Source organism: Streptococcus sp. CCUG 71758, assembly GCF_011714815.1.
In the GTDB taxonomy this organism is placed as follows: Bacteria; Bacillota; Bacilli; order Lactobacillales; family Streptococcaceae; genus Streptococcus; species Streptococcus halitosis.
Window position 1 is genome coordinate 634,217 of sequence record NZ_RXXO01000001.1, and the last position, 17,454, is coordinate 651,670.

Below are 17,454 nucleotides of genomic sequence, written 5' to 3' on the forward strand. Positions count from 1 at the left end.
CTAATACTCTTCAAAAATCAAATTCAAACTACGTCAGCGTCGCCTTACCGTACTCAAGTACAGCCTGCAGCTAGCTTCCTAGTTTGCTCTTTGATTTTCATTGAGTATAAGTTCATTTTCATACGAGGGAGGCAAAGCCTTATTCTAAGGCACTAGCCCCCGCTACGATTTCTGTAATTTCTTGTGTAATCGCCGCCTGTCTAGCACGGTTATACTGGATTGTCAAATCATTGATGACCTTTTTGGCATTATCGGTCGCCGTTTGCATGGCTGTCATACCTGCAGCATTTTCAGCTGTCTTGGCATCGATAATAGCCCCGTAAATCATACTTTCGGCATACTGTGGCAACAACTGCTCTAGAATCTCATCACGGCTCGTTTCCAACTCAAAGGTTAAGCTATACTCTTCATCCGCTTCATTTGGATCCAAGTCAACAATCGGAAGCATTTGTTCCACACGCATTTGACTTGTGAGAGTATTGACATGATGGTTGTAGCAGACGTACAATTCATCAAAAAGTTCGTTTTGGTACATCTCAATCGTTTTTGAAATAATTTTACGAACTTCATCAAAACTAGGTTGATCTGCCAAGCCACGTAGTTCATAAATTGGCTGAATACCACGAGCCTTAAAGAAATCAGCTCCCATACCACCGATACAGATTATCTCAAAATCTTTACCATCTGGATGGTATTCTTCTTTCAACTCCATAACCGCTTTCAGGATGGAAGCATTATAACCTCCAACCAAGCCACGGTCTGAAGTAATAACGATATAGCCTGTTTTCTTAACTGGGCGACTGATGAGCATCGGATTGGTTGAACCAGCAGATCCGTTACCATGCAGAATATCCGTTAAAAGCTTACGAACCTTCTGAGCGTAAACTTGGAAGTTGCGCGCTGCTTCTTCAGAGCGACCTAACTTGGCAGCCGATACCATTTGCATGGCATTAGTGATTTGACTCGTATTTTTGGTTGAGGCGATTTTTGTTTTAATATCATTTAGAGATACTGCCATCTGACACCTCTATTCTTATTGGAAGCTGGATTGATTGAGAAACTCTGTAATCGCAGCATCCAAGACTGCTTCTTCTGGCAAGTCTTTTGTTTCACGAATGGTTTCCAAAATCTCTGGATAATGAGCATCAAAGAAAGTATGGAACTCTTCCTCAAAACGAACAATGTCATCTACAGGAATCGTATCCAAGAAACCATGTGTCAAAGCATAGAGAATGGTTACTTGTTTCTCAACAGGTAGTGGTTTGTGAACAGGTTGTTTCAATACTTCCACAGTACGACGTCCACGGTTCAACTTAGCCTGTGTTGCTGCATCCAAGTCAGAACCAAACTTAGTGAAGGCTTCCAACTCACGGTATGAAGCAAGGTCGATACGAAGTGTACCAGCAACCTTTTTCATGGCTTTGATTTGTGCAGAACCACCTACACGGGATACAGATGAACCCGCATCGATGGCTGGACGAATACCCGCATTGAAGAGACCATCACCGAGGAAGATTTGACCATCTGTGATTGAAATCACGTTGGTTGCGATATAAGCAGAGATATCTCCTGCTTGTGTCTCGATAAATGGTAGAGCTGTGATTGAACCACCACCAAGTTCATCAGAAACTTTAGCTGAGCGCTCAAGCAAACGGCTATGGAGGTAGAAAACATCCCCTGGGAAGGCTTCACGACCTGGTGGACGACGAAGCAAGAGAGAAAGTTCACGATAAGCGACCGCTTGTTTTGAAAGATCATCATAAACGATCAAAACATGCTTCCCTTGGTACATAAACTCTTCTGCCATGGCAACCCCAGCATAAGGAGCTAGGAAGAGCAATGGAGAAGGTTGTGAAGCAGAAGCTGTCACAACGATTGTGTAGTCCAAGGCACCGTACTGACGAAGTGTTTCAACTTGCGTACGAACAGTTGACTCTTTTTGTCCAATCGCTACATAGATACAGATCATATCTTGACCTTTTTGGTTCAAAATAGCATCAATAGCGATGGTTGTTTTCCCTGTCTGACGGTCACCGATAATCAACTCACGTTGACCACGACCAATCGGAACAAGGGCATCAATAGCTTTCAAACCTGTTTGCAATGGTTCTGATACAGACTTACGTTGCATAACACCAGGAGCCGACGCTTCTACTGGACGAGACTTATCAGTATGGATTTCTCCAAGACCGTCAACTGGACGACCAAGTGGATCCACAACACGTCCAATAAGGCTCTCACCAACAGGAACTTCCATGATTTTACCTGTACGACGAATGGTATCGCCTTCACGAATATCTGTAAAGTCACCTAGGATGATAATCCCAACGTCTGTTGACTCCAAGTTTTGCGCCATTCCATAAGAGCCGTTTTCAAAAATCAACAGCTCTCCACTCATGGCATTTTCAAGGCCGTGAGCACGCGCAATTCCGTCCCCGATATAGGTTACAACACCTGTTTCAGATACATCAAAATTGGGTTTGAAATTTTCAATTTGTTGCTTAATTAAAGCGCTGATTTCTTGTGCGTTAATTGCCAAAAGAACACCACTTTCTATTTCAAATTTTCTTTAACAACTCGAAGTTGTTGTTTAATACTCACATCAATTGTCTTGTGATTAGCAAAAATGACAAAACCACCAATGAGTCCTTCATCAATTTGTTCTTTGACACTCCGCACTTTCAGAGACATTTTTTTCTCTATCAATGGGAGCAGACGTTCCTTCTGTTCATCTGTTAAAGGATGGGCTGAAGAAATCGTGACTACAAAATGATTGGTCTCTTTTTCAAGGCGATTCAAACAATCCGCAATTACCTCATAAAAAAGATTTGCTCTGTGATTGTAAACCAGGACTTGAATAAAGTTTTGCATTAAAGGTGACACAGAGTCTTGAAAGAAACGAACTGTTTTTTCCTTATCTGACTCATCAACTGCTACCTGAGCTAAAAAAGAAGGTAAGCCCGTTTCTTCTGCGACTTGCTTGATTTGATCCAAGTCTGAAAAAATCCGGTCCTCTTCTCCTTTTTCAATCACTAATTGGACAAAAGGCATGCTGTATTTTTCAATTACCTTTGCTGTTTTCTTGTCCATTAGGCTTCTCCTAGCTGATCGATATACTGATCAATGAGTTCCTTATGGGCATGACTGTCAAGGTTTTGTGAGATGATTTTCCCAGCTAGACTAACTGTCAAATCTGCCACCTCGCCCTTAACACTTTGTAAAGCATCAGCTTTATTTTGAGCAATTTCTTGGTTGGCTTTTTCTTTTAAGCGCCCTGCTTCAAGTTTAGCTTCGGCTAAAATATCGGCTTTACTTTTCTCAGCAGTTCCCTTTGCATTCTCGATAATCGTTTTAGCTTCGGTACGGCTACCTGCTAACTCAGCTTCACGTTTGTTAGCTAGTTCCTCAGCCTTTTTACGGGCTTCCTCGGCACCATCAATATCTGAAGAAATCTTTTCAGCACGTTCATCCAAGATGCTGGAAATATTTCCCCAAGCATATTTTTTCACTAAAAAGATCAATAAAAGGAAGGAACCAGCGATAAGAATAAAGTCACCGATAATGGTACTAATAGTTAAATCCATCTTCTAATCCTCCTCTACTTACTCTTCCCCTTCATTTATTTTTTTACCAATGTACATAGATGACAACATGGTAAATACATAAGCCTGAATACATGAAATGAAAATTGAAAAGGCTGTCCATAACATGTTTGCGATAAAGGCAAAAGGATACCAATACAAAGCATTTTGTGACAAGGCTAATAGCAATCCAGCTAAGACCTCACCGGCAAAAATATTTCCGTAGATCCGAATCGCCAAGGAAGCAAAATTGGTGAACTCTTCTAAAATGTTCATCGGAGTCATAAAGCCAGGTGTAACAAATGCTCTCAAATATTCTTTAACGCCTCTACGACGAACTCCTTCTACATGGGCGATCAAAGTGATCAAGAATGATAGGGATAAATCGTATCCAAGGTTGGCTGTTGGGGAAGTCCACAAGTTATAACCGTTTGTTGTTTGTACTTTTGCCATTAAGCCGATATTATTGGCAACCAAGATAAACAGAAATAGAGAAAACAGAAATAAGGAATAATCCTTGATGTATGATTCTCCAATGTTTGGTTTGGTAAAACCAATCACAAAGTCGTAAATCATCTCAAGAGCATTTTGTTTGCCCTTTGGACGGATGGTCATTTTACGACTTGCCCAGTAGACAAAGGCAAAAACCATCAAAACAGTTACAAGAGACATGGCAAGCAGGGTCAAATCAAAGGATATTGGTCCAATATTAACGGTTGGATTCAAACTTTCTTCCATGGTTTGACACCTCCATTTCTAAATAGAGTTGTCTATTTAATGACAAATGACATCGCCAAGGTTACAAAGAATGTTCCTTCGATAAAGGCAATCCCCATGATCATCAAACTACGCAATTGTGGGATGATATCTGGTTGGCGTGCTGCAGATTTGAACAAACCGTTCATCAAAAATCCTTCTGCAAGAGATACACCCATACAGGCAAGACATAGACCGAAAAATGTTAAATTCATGATGAATTCTCCTTTTATTTAAAATTTACTTACTTAGTTTAGTCCTAAAATTTGTTTTTGTCAACTTTTTACTTACGTTGAAAGCGTTTCAGATGATTTATTTCTATTTTTATACTACAGTATAGATAAGTTTCTCATTTTATGACGAAATGTGTTTCCACTTTTTCTACATTTTCCGAGATAAATTGAAAAATCCAAGTTTAGAACTTGGATAGATTCAGTTTATTTGAAATAGTAGGAATAGTGTTGTTTACAACTTAGATTAAATGGAGATTTGCAATAAGGGCAGGCTATCTGCTTTTGGTATTCTTGGAAAGTCATTATCCTCTTACAAACCCCACATAAAATCGGTCGATCCTCCGCAAGCGTCAAGGGGTAGGGTGAAAATATATGTGTCTCCATCGCATTGTGACACTGATAGCATGCGTAGTATTTCTTGCATTCATAACACTGGAGTGAAACAATATCCTTTTCGCCATGGTAATGAATACACCTACTTTCATCATCTACCAATAAACCTTGTGCTTGATTCATTCACTTTTCCTTATCTATGCACGAACTGTGACACTTGTCCCGTCTTCCTTATAGAGGTTGATAAGTCCTTCTTTCAGAGCACGGACCATGTCACCTGCTTGCACAGGCTGTGGAACCTTGATGGTCAAGAGTTCCATTGGATTTGGAGCGCGATCGATTTTATTTCCTTTGGCATCGTGAAGATCCTCAATATAGGTCTCAAAATGACGGAAACCTGGACCATAAAACTCAACTTGGTCGCCCTCGTTGATTACGTTCCGTTGACGAATGGTTGCTGTCTGGGTTGCTTCATCATAAGAAACCACCTCAGCGACAAACTTGTACTCAGGAATCTTACGGCGAGCGCCAAATAACTGTTCATTTTCTGTAGGTGTGCTATAGTAGAAACCTGTTGCCAATTCACGTTGGGCAACCTTCCACATCTCATCTACCAGGTCTTGTTTAATAGCTTCAAATTTTTCTGGACTTTCAAGGTAAGCATCCACAGCCGCCTTATAACAGTTGGTTACTGTTGAAACATAGTGGATTGACTTCATACGACCTTCGATTTTTAGACTATCTACACCATTTTCAATCATATCTGGAATATGATCAATCATAGACATGTCAACGGCTGACATCGAAAATTCTTCTGGAATTTCACCTTTAAGACTCTTGCGTTCTTGGCCAAAGGGCATGTCGTAGAGGTCGTATTTCCAACGGCAAGATTGAGAACACCCCCCGCGGTTAGCATCACGCATACTCATGTGGTTTGAAAGCGTACAGCGACCTGAGTAAGAAATACACATAGCACCATGGACAAAGGCCTCAATCTCAACATCTGTACGTTTGCGAATCTCTGCCAATTCTTCCATTGAAACTTCACGAGCCAAAACCACACGAGTTAGACCCAGTTCTTTCCAGAACTCTAGCGTTTCATAGTTGGTCGCACTGGCTTGAGTTGAAAGATGGATTTCAAGACCTGGTGCTTCTGTTGCTGCAATCATGATCAAGGCTGGATCTGATACAATAACTGCCGCAATTCCAATATCACGCAACTTACGGAACCATTCACCAGCACCAGCTTCATTTCCTTCATGCATGACCATATTGGCAGCCACATAAACCTTGGCACCGTATTTAGCGGCGAACTGCACGCCTTCTTCCATCTGTTCAAAGGTAAAGTTTCCAGCACGGCTACGAAGCCCATAGGCTTGACCACCGATAAAGACCGCATCTGCACCATATCGAACAGCTACTTTTAGCTTCTCTAAAGTCCCTGCAGGTGATAAAACCTCAGGACGTTTTAATGTTTTTGTCATTTTTTCTCCTATTTGCAATATAAAAGTTTGACGTTTTTCCTTCTCATTTTATAGTAAATAATGAATAAAATCAAGCCTAGGCAGATTGTTTTGACAATTCTAATCTTCTTAGAAACGAAAAACTAGTCTTCTGAGACTAGTTGTTTTCAAGATAAAATTCAAAACGTTCACCCACATACTGACTCTTAACATATTCAAAAGCTGTCCCATCATCGAGATAGGAAACCTGAGTCAAGGCTAAAATGGCATGCCCTTTTTCGACTTCTAAGTAATGGGCAATCTTTTCCTTAGCCAATCTCGCATAAATGGTCTGTTGGGATTTTCCAATTCGGTAACCATGTTCTTGCAAGGTCTGAAAGAAATGACTGGTTATTTCTTCTTTTTTAAAATTCTTAATAAACTTTTCTGGAATCGAAGCCACTTCATAAACAAGCGGAACTTGATCAGCATACCGAACCCGTTCCATACGGATGATATTATCAGTTGGTGAAATCCCAAGTTTTGCCACTTCCTGCTCGTTGGGAATGGTTCTTCTGTAAGAAATGAGTTGGCTGGAAGGTACTTTCCCCTGAGATTTGACAATCTCCGTAAAACTAGTGGTTCCACGCATTTTTTCTTGAACTCGAGTGCTAGAAACAAAGGTTCCGCTTCCTACACGACGCTCCAAAACTCCCTCCTCAACCAAGAGAGAGATGGCTTGTCGCAAGGTCATCCGGCTAACTTGAAACTGGTCTGCAAGATCCCGTTCACTTGGAAGCCTTTCTCCTATCATCCAACGATGCTCGTCGATATCTTTTTTTATCTGATCGTGGATTTTCATATAAGCTGGTAACATGCTTTTCACTTCTTTTCTTTATTTTCTCTATTGTACCGTATTTAATTAGGAAAAGTCAAACTTCCCTTTGTTTAGTTGGTAATTCGCTCTCATTTGTGATAAAATATTGAAAAAGATATTTCTTTTGAGAAAGGAAAAAGATGAGCAACATTTCAACTGATCTGCAAGATGTCGAAAAAATCATCGTGCTGGACTATGGTAGCCAATACAACCAGCTGATTTCACGCCGTATTCGTGAAATTGGTGTTTTTTCAGAGCTAAAAAGTCACAAAATCTCAGCCGCAGAAGTTCGTGCGATTAACCCTGTAGGGATTATCCTCTCTGGTGGACCAAACTCTGTATACGAAGATGGTTCATTTGATATTGACCCAGAAATTTTTGAACTTGGCATTCCAATTTTAGGAATCTGCTATGGTATGCAACTTTTAACTCATAAACTTGGAGGAAAAGTTGTACCTGCAGGTGATGCTGGTAACCGCGAGTATGGCCAATCACCACTTACCCATACCACTTCTGCCCTCTTTGAAGGGACTCCTGAAGAACAGATTGTTTTGATGAGCCATGGCGATGCGGTTACAGAGATTCCAGCTGATTTCGTTCGTACTGGAACTTCTGCTGACTGTCCTTATGCAGCTATTGAAAACCCTGACAAGCACATCTATGGTATCCAATTCCACCCAGAAGTTCGCCATTCTGTATACGGAAATGATATTCTTCGCAACTTTGCCCTTAACATCTGTAAAGCTAAAGGCGACTGGTCAATGGACAACTTTATCGATATGCAGATCAAGAAAATCCGTGAAACTGTAGGTGACAAGCGTGTTCTTCTCGGTCTATCAGGTGGTGTTGACTCTTCTGTTGTTGGAGTTCTTCTCCAAAAAGCAATCGGTAATCAATTAATCTGTATCTTTGTAGACCACGGTCTTCTCCGTAAGGGAGAGGCTGACCAAGTTATGGACATGCTTGGTGGTAAGTTTGGTTTGAATATTGTCAAAGCTGATGCTTCAAAACGTTTCCTTGACAAACTTGCTGGCGTTTCTGACCCTGAACAAAAACGGAAAATCATCGGTAACGAGTTTGTTTATGTCTTTGATGACGAAGCAAGTAAGCTAAAAGATGTGAAATTCCTTGCTCAAGGAACGCTTTACACTGACGTGATTGAGTCTGGTACAGATACTGCTCAAACCATCAAATCACACCACAACGTAGGTGGTCTTCCAGAAGACATGCAGTTTGAATTGATTGAACCATTGAACACTCTTTATAAAGACGAAGTCCGTGCCCTCGGTACAGAGCTTGGTATGCCAGACCACATCGTATGGCGCCAACCATTCCCAGGACCAGGACTCGCTATCCGTGTCATGGGTGAAATCACTGAAGAAAAACTAGAAACTGTTCGTGAGTCTGATGCTATCCTTCGTGAAGAAATCGCTAAAGCTGGTCTGGACCGCGATATCTGGCAATACTTTACTGTCAACACAGGCGTTCGTTCAGTCGGTGTTATGGGTGACGGTCGTACTTACGACTACACGATTGCTATTCGTGCCATCACTTCTATTGATGGTATGACAGCTGACTTTGCTAAGATCCCTTGGGAAGTCCTTCAAAAGATCTCTGTACGTATCGTAAATGAAGTAGATCACGTTAACCGTATCGTCTACGACATTACAAGTAAACCACCTGCAACTGTTGAGTGGGAATAAACCAATCAAACACAAAAGAACTCTGAATCCGATTCAGAGTTCTTTTTAAGGTAAGCACTTCTGCTTTCCTTTTTTATTTGCGTTTTTTCTTCGCTTTTTTCATTTTGTTGGCCATGCGTTTCATAGACTGTTTCATGGCAAATTCACCGATTTTACCTTTAAGTCCTCCACCAAACATCTGGCTCATATCTGGCATTCCAGCTCCTCCAAGAGCTGACATATCTGGCATGCCGCCTTGTCCCATCATGCCTTCAAGGGCAGACATATCCATTCCTCCCATATTTGGCATATTTTTAGGAAGGTTATTTGGATTGATTCCCATTTGTTTCATCATCTTGTTCATATCACCAGACATGACACCTTGCATGAGCTGTTTGGCCTGGTTAAAGTCCTTGATGAATTTATTGACTTCAACAAAGGTATTTCCAGAACCTGCAGCGATACGACGGCGACGACTTGGATTTAACAAATCAGGATTTTCACGCTCTTCAGGAGTCATAGAAGACACGATGGCACGTTTGCGCGCAATCTGGCGCTCATCCACCTTCATATTTTGAAGGGCAGGGTTGTTAGCCATACCTGGAATCATCTTGAGCAAGTCTTCCATCGGTCCCATGTTTTGCACCTGATCCAATTGATCAATGAAATCATTGAAATCAAAGGTGTTTTCACGCATCTTTTCAGCCATTTCAAGGGCCTTCTGCTCATCGTATTCCTGAGAAGCTTTCTCAATCAAGGTCAGCATATCCCCCATGCCAAGGATACGGCTTGACATACGGTCTGGGTGGAAGGTTTCGATATCTGTAATCTTTTCACCCGTACCAGTGAACTTGATAGGTTTACCAGTGATGTGGCGAACAGACAAAGCCGCACCACCACGAGTATCCCCATCAATCTTGGTAAGGATAACACCAGTCACTTCTAACTGAGCATTAAACTCACGGGCAACATTAGCCGCCTCCTGACCAATCATGGCGTCCACTACAAGTAGAATTTCGTTTGGTTGGGCCAATGCTTTTACGTCACGAAGCTCATTCATGAGAAGTTCATCAATCTGTAAACGACCTGCCGTATCGATTAAGACATAGTCGTTATGATTGGCTTGTGCTTGCTCCAAACCTTGTCGAACAATCTCAACAGCTGGTACTTCTGTTCCAAGAGCGAAAACAGGAACATCAATCTGCTGTCCAAGTGTTTTCAGCTGATCGATGGCTGCTGGACGATAAATATCTGCCGCAATCATCAAAGGACGAGCATTTTCTTCCTTCTTGAGTTTATTAGCCAGCTTACCAGCAAAGGTCGTTTTACCAGCCCCTTGCAAACCGACCATCATGATAATGGTTGGAATTTTTGGTGACTTGATAATCTCTGCCGTATCGGAACCTAAAACAGCCGTCAGTTCCTCATCAACGATTTTAATAATCTGTTGTGCTGGATTAAGGGTATCAATGACGTCGTGCCCTACTGCACGCTCACGAACCTTCTTGATAAAATCCTTTACAACAGGCAAGGCAACGTCAGCTTCCAGCAAGGCCAAACGAATCTCTTTGGTTGCTTCTTGGACATCAGCCTCAGAAATTTTTCCCTTTTTACGTAGATTTTTAAAGACGTTCTGTAAACGTTCTGTTAAACTTTCAAATGCCATTTTTTTCTCCTATGTTTCATTAATTCGGTGGAAAACGTCCAAAATCTTGTAAACAAACAAGTTCTTCTGGAGTGACTTCTTTCATTATCTCATTTGGATATCCCCAACAGCTAAATCCCTCTTGAAAAGCTCGGGAGATAGAATCAGGTGAGAGGATTTGTAGTCTTATGGGAAAAGGGTCCTCAGCAGCTAATAGTGTACAGGGTATACCTTTGTAGATGACTATACTTCCCACACTTATTCTCTATTATCAATGCTTGTTAAAACTTCTATCTGCTCCTGCAGAAAGTCATCCTTGGGATAACGCTCCAAGATCTGGTCAAAAATCTGACTGCGGACAATGTAGTCCGAATACATGTGCAGTTTCATCTCATAATCTTCTAGAATCTTTTCCGTCCGCTTGATATTATCATAAACAGCTTGACGACTGACACCGAACTCTTCAGCAATCTCAGCAAGACTGTAGTCATCAGCATAGTAGAGTTCAATATAGTTCATCTGCTTGTCTGTCAAAAGCGCAGCATAAAATTCAAAAAGCGCATTCATACGATTGGTTTTTTCGATTTCCATAACCTTTATTATACCAAAAAAACGATTATACTGCTAGAGTAGGAGCACTTTAAATAGATCAAGAACAAAAAAAGAACCTTGCAAGGCAAGATTCTTTTAGTGTCTGACTTAAATAATTGTTCTTCTGGGAACTTAATCGAATTAAGCTTCGATTTCTGTAACCATACCTGAACCAACAGTACGTCCACCCTCACGGATAGAGAATGTAGTACCTTGTTCTACGGCGATTGGGTGGATCAACTCAACGTCGATAGTCACGTTATCACCAGGCATTACCATTTCAGTACCTGCTGGAAGTTCGATTGAACCTGTAACGTCAGTAGTACGGAAGTAGAATTGTGGGCGGTAGTTGTTGAAGAATGGAGTGTGACGTCCACCTTCTTCTTTAGTAAGGATGTAGACTTCACCTTTGAATTTAGTGTGTGGATTGATTGAACCTGGTTTAGCGATAACTTGTCCACGTTCGATTTCGTCACGTTGAATACCACGAAGAAGTACACCTACGTTATCTCCGGCAAGACCTTCATCAAGTTGTTTACGGAACATTTCAACACCAGTAACAACTGCTTTTTTAGTTTCGTCTTTGATACCAACGATTTCGATTTCGTCGTTGACACGAACAGTACCGCGGTCGATACGTCCTGAAGCAACAGTACCACGTCCAGTGATTGAGAATACGTCTTCGACTGGGAGAAGCAATGGTTTATCTGTATCACGTTCTGGTTCTGGGATGTACTCATCAACAGTATCCATCAATTCCATGATGATGTCTTCATATTTAGTATCACCTTCAAGTGCTTTAAGAGCTGAACCTTGGATAACTGGAAGATCGTCGCCTGGGAAGTCGTATTCTGACAAGAGGTCACGGATTTCCATTTCAACCAATTCAAGCAATTCTTCGTCGTCTACCAAGTCAATTTTGTTCATGAAGACGATAAGGTGTTTAACACCAACTTGACGTGAAAGAAGGATGTGTTCACGAGTTTGTGGCATTGGTCCGTCAGTTGAAGCTACTACAAGGATAGCTCCGTCCATTTGAGCGGCACCAGTGATCATGTTTTTAACGTAGTCCGCGTGTCCTGGAGCGTCGATGTGAGCATAGTGACGTTTTGCAGTTTCATACTCAACGTGCGCAGTGTTGATAGTGATACCGCGTTCGCGTTCTTCTGGAGCAGCATCGATAGACGCATAGTCTTTAGGTTGGTTAACTGCTGAAGGCAAGCGACGTGCCAAAACAGTTGTGATAGCTGCAGTCAAAGTAGTTTTACCGTGGTCAACGTGTCCGATAGTACCAATGTTAACGTGTGGTTTACTACGATCGTATTTTTCTTTTGCCATTTGAGTAAAAGCCTCCAATAAAATATATTTTATAGATAGACAGTAGGCAATACAGTCTAACTTTCCTTACTATTTTATCAAATTTCTGCTAAATTGCAAGTGTTTTACACATATTTTATGAATTAATCTGAATCTTACAAAGTGCTGTTCTTCTGCTTCTTTATACAATTCAAGCTTATTTCATTCTAGCGGTATTATGCTCACAAAAAAATCAGGTTCCCCTGATTCTAAATGGATTCTGATTTTTCCAGTTCTTTAGCTTCCTTATGATTTTCATATAATTTCGCCAAGAACTTAGTGATTTCTTTGAGAATAGAGTAGGTTGGCACTGCTACAATCATCCCTATGACGCCGTAGATATTACTTGACAGTAAGAGGAGCACCAAAATCGTAATCGGATGCACTTTCATAACCCCTCCAACGATACGTGGATAGAGAACATTTCCATCGATTTGCTGAATAATAAGCATATAAGCAACCGCAATCAACATACGATGAGGATCCGTGAACACATTGGCAATCACCATTGGAATCAAGCCAATACTTGGACCAACATAAGGAATTAAATTTGCGATTCCAGAGAAAATAGCAAAAACAAGAGCGTACTTTAATCCGATAACGCTATAACCAATATAGGCTAAACATCCGATAATAACAGCATCAATCGCAATTCCACTGATATAGCGCGCTATGGTTGTATTGAGATTGGTTAAAAGGCTAGAAAGATTCAATTTGTCATGTTTTAAGACAGTACGTTCCAACATTGGTAGCAACTTATGACCATCCAACAAGAAATAAATCAAGAATACAGGGGTCATAATGAGAATCAGAACTGTACTAAACAAGGCTGAAAGAACACTTCCTAAACTATTGCTGACGCTATTAAGGATATTCTGGAGGATATCCACATAGGAGAGATTTAACTGTTGAATTGTTTGTTGAATATCGATATTCTGGAAAATAGGGTTCATCGACAAATCAATGATTAAATCTTGTAGTCTACTATAGATGTTTTGACTAGAAATAATCAAGCTGGTCAACTGATTAATCAGAATCGGTAAGAGATAAACAACGCCTACAACGATAGCACCAATTAAAGCACAGAGAGTGACCAAGACACCAATTAGACGATTAATCTTACATCTCTTTTCCAAAAAGGTAACGATTGGATTTGTAATGTAGTAAAAAAATCCGCCTAACAAGAATGGAATCATGATGGTATTAACAACCGTCACAAAGGGAGTAATGATGGCCCCCATTTCTCTCCAAAGATAGAAAATGAGTGTTAATAATAAAATTTCAGCTGTCCAAAAAAATAATTTGTTTCTACGGAACATAGGTATCCTCCTTCTCTCTATTTTATCATATTTCTGAAAAAGATAAGATGGCTTTAGTAAAAAAGCGAGAATATTTTTTTTCTTTATGATAAAATAAAGCTAATATGAAAAAAATAATTTTATCTTTTATAACACTTTTTGTTTTTGGAACAGCTTCTACTGTTTCTGCTCAGGAGTTTGACGTTGCTGCTAAACATGCCATTGCTGTCGAGGCTACAACTGGAAAAATCCTCTACGAAAAAGATGCAAATCAGCCTGTAGAAATTGCTTCTATTACGAAACTAGTTACAGTTTATTTGGTCTATGAAGCCTTGGAACAAGGGACTATCAGTCTGTCAACACCTGTTGATATTTCGGACTATCCTTACAAACTTACAACTAATTCTGAGGCCAGTAACGTCCCTATGGAAGCTCGAAATTATACTGTTGAACAACTATTAGAGGCTACAATGGTATCCAGTGCAAACAGCGCTGCGATTGCGCTAGCAGAAAAGATTGCTGGTTCTGAGAAAGACTTTGTAGACAAGATGAGGGCTAAACTTCTTGAATGGGGAATCCAAGATGCAACTATTGTAAACACTACTGGTTTAAATAATGAGACCCTTGGCGATAATATCTATCCTGGTTCTAAAAAAGACGATGAAAACAAGTTGAGTGCATACGACGTTGCAATCGTCGCTCGTAATCTCATCCGAGATTATCCTCAAGTTTTGGAAATCACTAAAAAGCCAACTTCTACTTTTGCTGGACTTGAAATCCACTCAACCAACTATATGTTGGAAGGAATGCCAGCCTATCGTGGTGGTGTCGACGGTTTAAAAACAGGTACTACCGACAAAGCCGGTGCCTCTTTCGTTGGAACAACCGTTGAAAAAGGAATGCGTATCATTACGGTTGTTTTAAATGCGGACCAACAAGATAGCAACCCTTATGCACGTTTTACTGCAACTTCTTCACTTTTAGATTATGTTTCTGCGAACTTTGCTTTAAAAACTGTCGTTCAGAAAGGCGAAACCTATAAAGATAGTAAAGTGACAGTCCTTGACGGGAAAGAAGATAAGGTAGCCGCAATTGCTAAGTCAGATATTGCAATCGTCCAACGAGTTGGAAGTGAAACAACATCAGCTCTTCAATTCACATCAAAATCAGAAATAGCTCCACTGGAAGAAGGCAAGGTTGTCGGTACTCTAACCTATGACGATCAGGATTTGGTCGGTCAAGGTTATCTCACTTCTGAAAAACCATCTTTTGAAATGGTTTCTGAAAAGAAAGTAGAAAAAGCCTTCTTTTTGAAGGTTTGGTGGAATCAATTTATCCGCTTTATCAATGAAAAACTATAAAAAAATCGCGAACAATCGCGATTTTTTCTTTATTTTATTTCATTTCTTTAAACGCTGCTTCTGCATCAGCATTGCTAATAGCACCAAATTGGATTTTTCCGATTTTACCCTGACTGTCAATCAAGTATTCCGTTGGAATACTACGAATTTGGTAGGCTTGGAAGGTAGTTGCTTGCGTATCATATAAAACTGGTATATCCTTGTAGCCTTGTTCTTGGTACCATTTTGGAAAGTCTTGAACTGTTTTTTCACCTTGGAGACCTGGTGCAATGACACTCAAGATTTCAAAGTCTCGATCTTGTTTGGCAGCTAATTCCATCAACTCAGGCATGCTTTTTTTACATGGTCCACACCAAGAAGCCCAGAATTTCAAATAGACCTTTTTCCCTTTGTAGTCTGATAACTTCACTTCTTTGCCATCCATAGACTGCAAGGTAAAGTCTGGCGCATCCTTACCGACTGCGATTTGTTGTACAGCAGGTTGTTTTGGACTGCTTGTCTGTCTGGTTTCTTTTTCACCACAGGCAATCAACAAGAATAGAGACATGAGGCTCAATCCAGCAAAAATAACTTTTTTCATTTTTTCTCCTTTTATCCAAGAATTCCTGACAAGGCATTTAACTGCCCTAGCATTAATAATAATCCCATCAAAATAATCAAAGCTCCCCCGATTTTCTTTAGTATGATCATATGGGGTTTTAATTTACTAAAGTAGGGCATAATCCAGCCCGAAGCCAAGGCCAAAACAATGAAAGGAAGGGCCATTCCCAATGTGTATACTAATGTTAACACGGCTCCTTGCCAAGCACCATTGCCACCGGAAGCTGCTAGGGCCAAGACCGAACTCAAAACTGGTCCGATACAAGGGGTCCAACCAAAACTAAAGGTTATCCCAAGTAAAAAGGCTGACAGATAGTGATTAGGTTTTGATTGTTTGAAGGTGACTGTCTTTTGAACCTCCAGTTTATTGAAATGCAAAATTTCCATCTGGTGAAGGCCCAAGAGGATAATGACTGCTCCCATAACATAACGAAACCAGTCTGCATAGAGCATGTGCCCTAGGAATCCAGCTCCAAATCCTAAAATAAAGAAAATAAGGGAGATTCCAGCAATAAAGCACAAGGTTCGAATTAAACCTGACCATGCAACGTCTCTTCCAAAAAAGCGAAAGCTTTTCGAATTTCCCTGATCATCCAGTAAAATACCAGCATAGACTGGTAGCAAAGGAAAGATGCAGGGTGAAAAGAAGGACAGGATACCTGCTAAAAAAACGGATACTAGAAATATAATCGACTCCAACGAATTACCTACTTCCTCAAAATTCTAATCCTATTTTACTACAAAAGAATAAATTTGTAAGAAGTCTGCTACGCTTATTTATTTTGACTAAATATGACACAAAAAAAGGAGCTAAGCTCCCTTTATTTTAATACGTTCCTTCTTCACCTTGACTAGTCAAGATAACAGGGCCGTCTTTGGTAATCACGAACTGATGTTCATATTGGCAAGACAGGCCGCCATCTATAGTCTTATGAGCCCAGCCAGTCTTCATATCTGTATCAATTTCCCAGTCACCAGTATTAATCATGGGTTCAATAGTTAGTACCATTCCTTCACGGAGACGGAGCCCACGGCCTGCTATACCGTAGTTAGGAACCATTGGCTCTTCGTGCATAGTTGGACCAACACCATGACCAACCAAATCACGTACGACACCATAACCGCGACTTTCAGCGTATTCTTGAATGGCTGCACCAATATCACCGATGCGATTGCCAACAACTGCTTTCTCAATCCCTATATACATAGCTTTCTTGGTCACGTCCATCAAGTTTTTCACTTCTTCAGACGGTGTACCAACCGCATAAGCCCAACATGAGTCAGCTAAACCACCAGTATAACTTTGGGTGTATTTTTTCATTTGCTCAACATTGTTGAAGTTGAGTTTAGATACATTGAGGTCAGATTTGGCAATCGGACCACCCAGTACCATGTCAACCTTGAGCAAATCGCCATCTTTCAAGATGTAATGACGTGGAAAAGCATGAGCAACTTCGTCGTTGAGAGAACAACAGGTAGCGTATGGGTAATCCATGACTGCGCCATCCACGCCAATCTGTAGAGGAAGAAAATTCTCCTCTTTGCAACGTCGACGAACGTACTCTTCAACTTCCCACATATCCACGCCTGGCTTAATCAAATCACGTAAGCCGATATGGATACTTGCTAAGAAATCACCAGCCTTGTCCATGGCTTCGATTTCACGTGCTGATTTTAAAGTTATCATTTTTTCTCCTAG

19 protein-coding genes are annotated in these 17,454 nt (G+C 40.7%); 2 read left to right on the forward strand and 17 right to left on the reverse strand.

The genetic code is table 11. The features are described 5' to 3' along the window. Window positions 1-139: 139 nt before the first annotated feature. The 9 genes from EKB01_RS03175 to EKB01_RS03215 form a co-directional block, all read right to left on the reverse strand. Window positions 140-1,018: a F0F1 ATP synthase subunit gamma gene (locus tag EKB01_RS03175; protein WP_000301225.1), complete on the reverse strand. Its 879-nt coding sequence runs from the start codon at window positions 1,016-1,018 to the stop codon at window positions 140-142. Window positions 1,019-1,033: 15 nt separating this feature from the next. Beyond that, entirely contained in the window at window positions 1,034-2,539 is a 1,506-nt protein-coding gene (gene atpA / locus EKB01_RS03180) for a F0F1 ATP synthase subunit alpha (RefSeq protein WP_167265657.1), read from the reverse strand. 14 nt (window positions 2,540-2,553) lie between these two features. Next, complete coding sequence (locus EKB01_RS03185) at window positions 2,554-3,090, reverse strand: F0F1 ATP synthase subunit delta (protein ID WP_167265659.1); 537 nt, start codon at window positions 3,088-3,090, stop codon at window positions 2,554-2,556. Further along, window positions 3,090-3,584, reverse strand: a complete 495-nt coding sequence (atpF, locus tag EKB01_RS03190) for a F0F1 ATP synthase subunit B (RefSeq protein ID WP_033584140.1) — start codon at window positions 3,582-3,584, stop codon at window positions 3,090-3,092. The genes EKB01_RS03185 and atpF overlap by 1 nt, the downstream gene beginning before the upstream one ends. A gap of 18 nt (window positions 3,585-3,602) precedes the next feature. After that, window positions 3,603-4,319 (reverse strand): F0F1 ATP synthase subunit A, encoded by a 717-nt coding sequence (gene atpB, locus EKB01_RS03195; RefSeq protein WP_000392938.1) that lies wholly within the window; start codon window positions 4,317-4,319, stop codon window positions 3,603-3,605. Window positions 4,320-4,351: 32 nt separating this feature from the next. Next, window positions 4,352-4,552, reverse strand: coding sequence for a F0F1 ATP synthase subunit C (locus tag EKB01_RS03200; RefSeq protein WP_001054551.1), 201 nt, complete (start codon window positions 4,550-4,552; stop codon window positions 4,352-4,354). Window positions 4,553-4,774: 222 nt separating this feature from the next. Further along, on the reverse strand, window positions 4,775-5,086 hold the full coding sequence (locus tag EKB01_RS03205) for a CHY zinc finger protein (RefSeq protein ID WP_007521764.1): 312 nt from the start codon (window positions 5,084-5,086) through the stop codon (window positions 4,775-4,777). Window positions 5,087-5,100: 14 nt separating this feature from the next. Further along, window positions 5,101-6,387: a U32 family peptidase gene (locus EKB01_RS03210; protein ID WP_084938537.1), complete on the reverse strand. Its 1,287-nt coding sequence runs from the start codon at window positions 6,385-6,387 to the stop codon at window positions 5,101-5,103. A gap of 136 nt (window positions 6,388-6,523) precedes the next feature. Further along, complete coding sequence (locus tag EKB01_RS03215) at window positions 6,524-7,222, reverse strand: GntR family transcriptional regulator (RefSeq protein WP_084938538.1); 699 nt, start codon at window positions 7,220-7,222, stop codon at window positions 6,524-6,526. 140 nt (window positions 7,223-7,362) lie between these two features. Here EKB01_RS03215 and guaA point away from each other — a divergent pair, with 140 nt between their 5' ends. Further along, the gene (guaA, locus tag EKB01_RS03220) at window positions 7,363-8,925 is read left to right on the forward strand and encodes a glutamine-hydrolyzing GMP synthase (protein ID WP_084938539.1); all 1,563 of its coding nucleotides are present in this window, start codon (window positions 7,363-7,365) and stop codon (window positions 8,923-8,925) included. 73 nt (window positions 8,926-8,998) lie between these two features. Here guaA and ffh read toward each other — a convergent pair whose 3' ends face one another. From ffh to EKB01_RS03245, 5 genes are all read right to left on the reverse strand, one after another. Next, a complete protein-coding gene (ffh, locus tag EKB01_RS03225) occupies window positions 8,999-10,570 on the reverse strand; it encodes a signal recognition particle protein (protein WP_084938540.1) in 1,572 nt (523 codons plus the stop codon). 19 nt (window positions 10,571-10,589) lie between these two features. After that, on the reverse strand, window positions 10,590-10,805 hold the full coding sequence (locus EKB01_RS09375; RefSeq protein ID WP_084938541.1) for a 2-oxoglutarate:acceptor oxidoreductase: 216 nt from the start codon (window positions 10,803-10,805) through the stop codon (window positions 10,590-10,592). A 2-nt stretch (window positions 10,806-10,807) separates the two neighbouring features. Beyond that, window positions 10,808-11,140 carry a putative DNA-binding protein gene (locus EKB01_RS03235; protein ID WP_000402068.1) on the reverse strand — a complete coding sequence of 111 codons (333 nt, stop codon included), beginning with the start codon at window positions 11,138-11,140 and terminating at the stop codon, window positions 10,808-10,810. A 141-nt stretch (window positions 11,141-11,281) separates the two neighbouring features. Beyond that, window positions 11,282-12,478: an elongation factor Tu gene (tuf, locus tag EKB01_RS03240; RefSeq protein WP_001040715.1), complete on the reverse strand. Its 1,197-nt coding sequence runs from the start codon at window positions 12,476-12,478 to the stop codon at window positions 11,282-11,284. A 227-nt stretch (window positions 12,479-12,705) separates the two neighbouring features. After that, on the reverse strand, window positions 12,706-13,815 hold the full coding sequence (locus EKB01_RS03245) for an AI-2E family transporter (RefSeq protein ID WP_007519455.1): 1,110 nt from the start codon (window positions 13,813-13,815) through the stop codon (window positions 12,706-12,708). A gap of 104 nt (window positions 13,816-13,919) precedes the next feature. Here EKB01_RS03245 and pbp3 point away from each other — a divergent pair, with 104 nt between their 5' ends. Next, window positions 13,920-15,155, forward strand: coding sequence for a D-alanyl-D-alanine carboxypeptidase PBP3 (gene pbp3 / locus EKB01_RS03250; protein WP_084938542.1), 1,236 nt, complete (start codon window positions 13,920-13,922; stop codon window positions 15,153-15,155). A gap of 34 nt (window positions 15,156-15,189) precedes the next feature. Here the strand turns inward: pbp3 and sdbB are convergent, their stop codons facing one another. The 3 genes from sdbB to EKB01_RS03265 all read right to left on the reverse strand — a co-directional run bounded on the left by sdbB (window position 15,190) and on the right by EKB01_RS03265 (window position 17,442). After that, window positions 15,190-15,735, reverse strand: a complete 546-nt coding sequence (gene sdbB / locus EKB01_RS03255) for a thiol-disulfide oxidoreductase-associated lipoprotein SdbB (protein ID WP_084872989.1) — start codon at window positions 15,733-15,735, stop codon at window positions 15,190-15,192. Between the two features lie 11 nt (window positions 15,736-15,746). Further along, window positions 15,747-16,454 carry a thiol-disulfide oxidoreductase-associated membrane protein CcdA2 gene (ccdA2, locus tag EKB01_RS03260; protein WP_084872987.1) on the reverse strand — a complete coding sequence of 236 codons (708 nt, stop codon included), beginning with the start codon at window positions 16,452-16,454 and terminating at the stop codon, window positions 15,747-15,749. Window positions 16,455-16,581: 127 nt separating this feature from the next. Continuing rightward, window positions 16,582-17,442: a methionyl aminopeptidase gene (locus EKB01_RS03265; protein WP_061588126.1), complete on the reverse strand. Its 861-nt coding sequence runs from the start codon at window positions 17,440-17,442 to the stop codon at window positions 16,582-16,584. Window positions 17,443-17,454 lie beyond the last annotated feature (12 nt).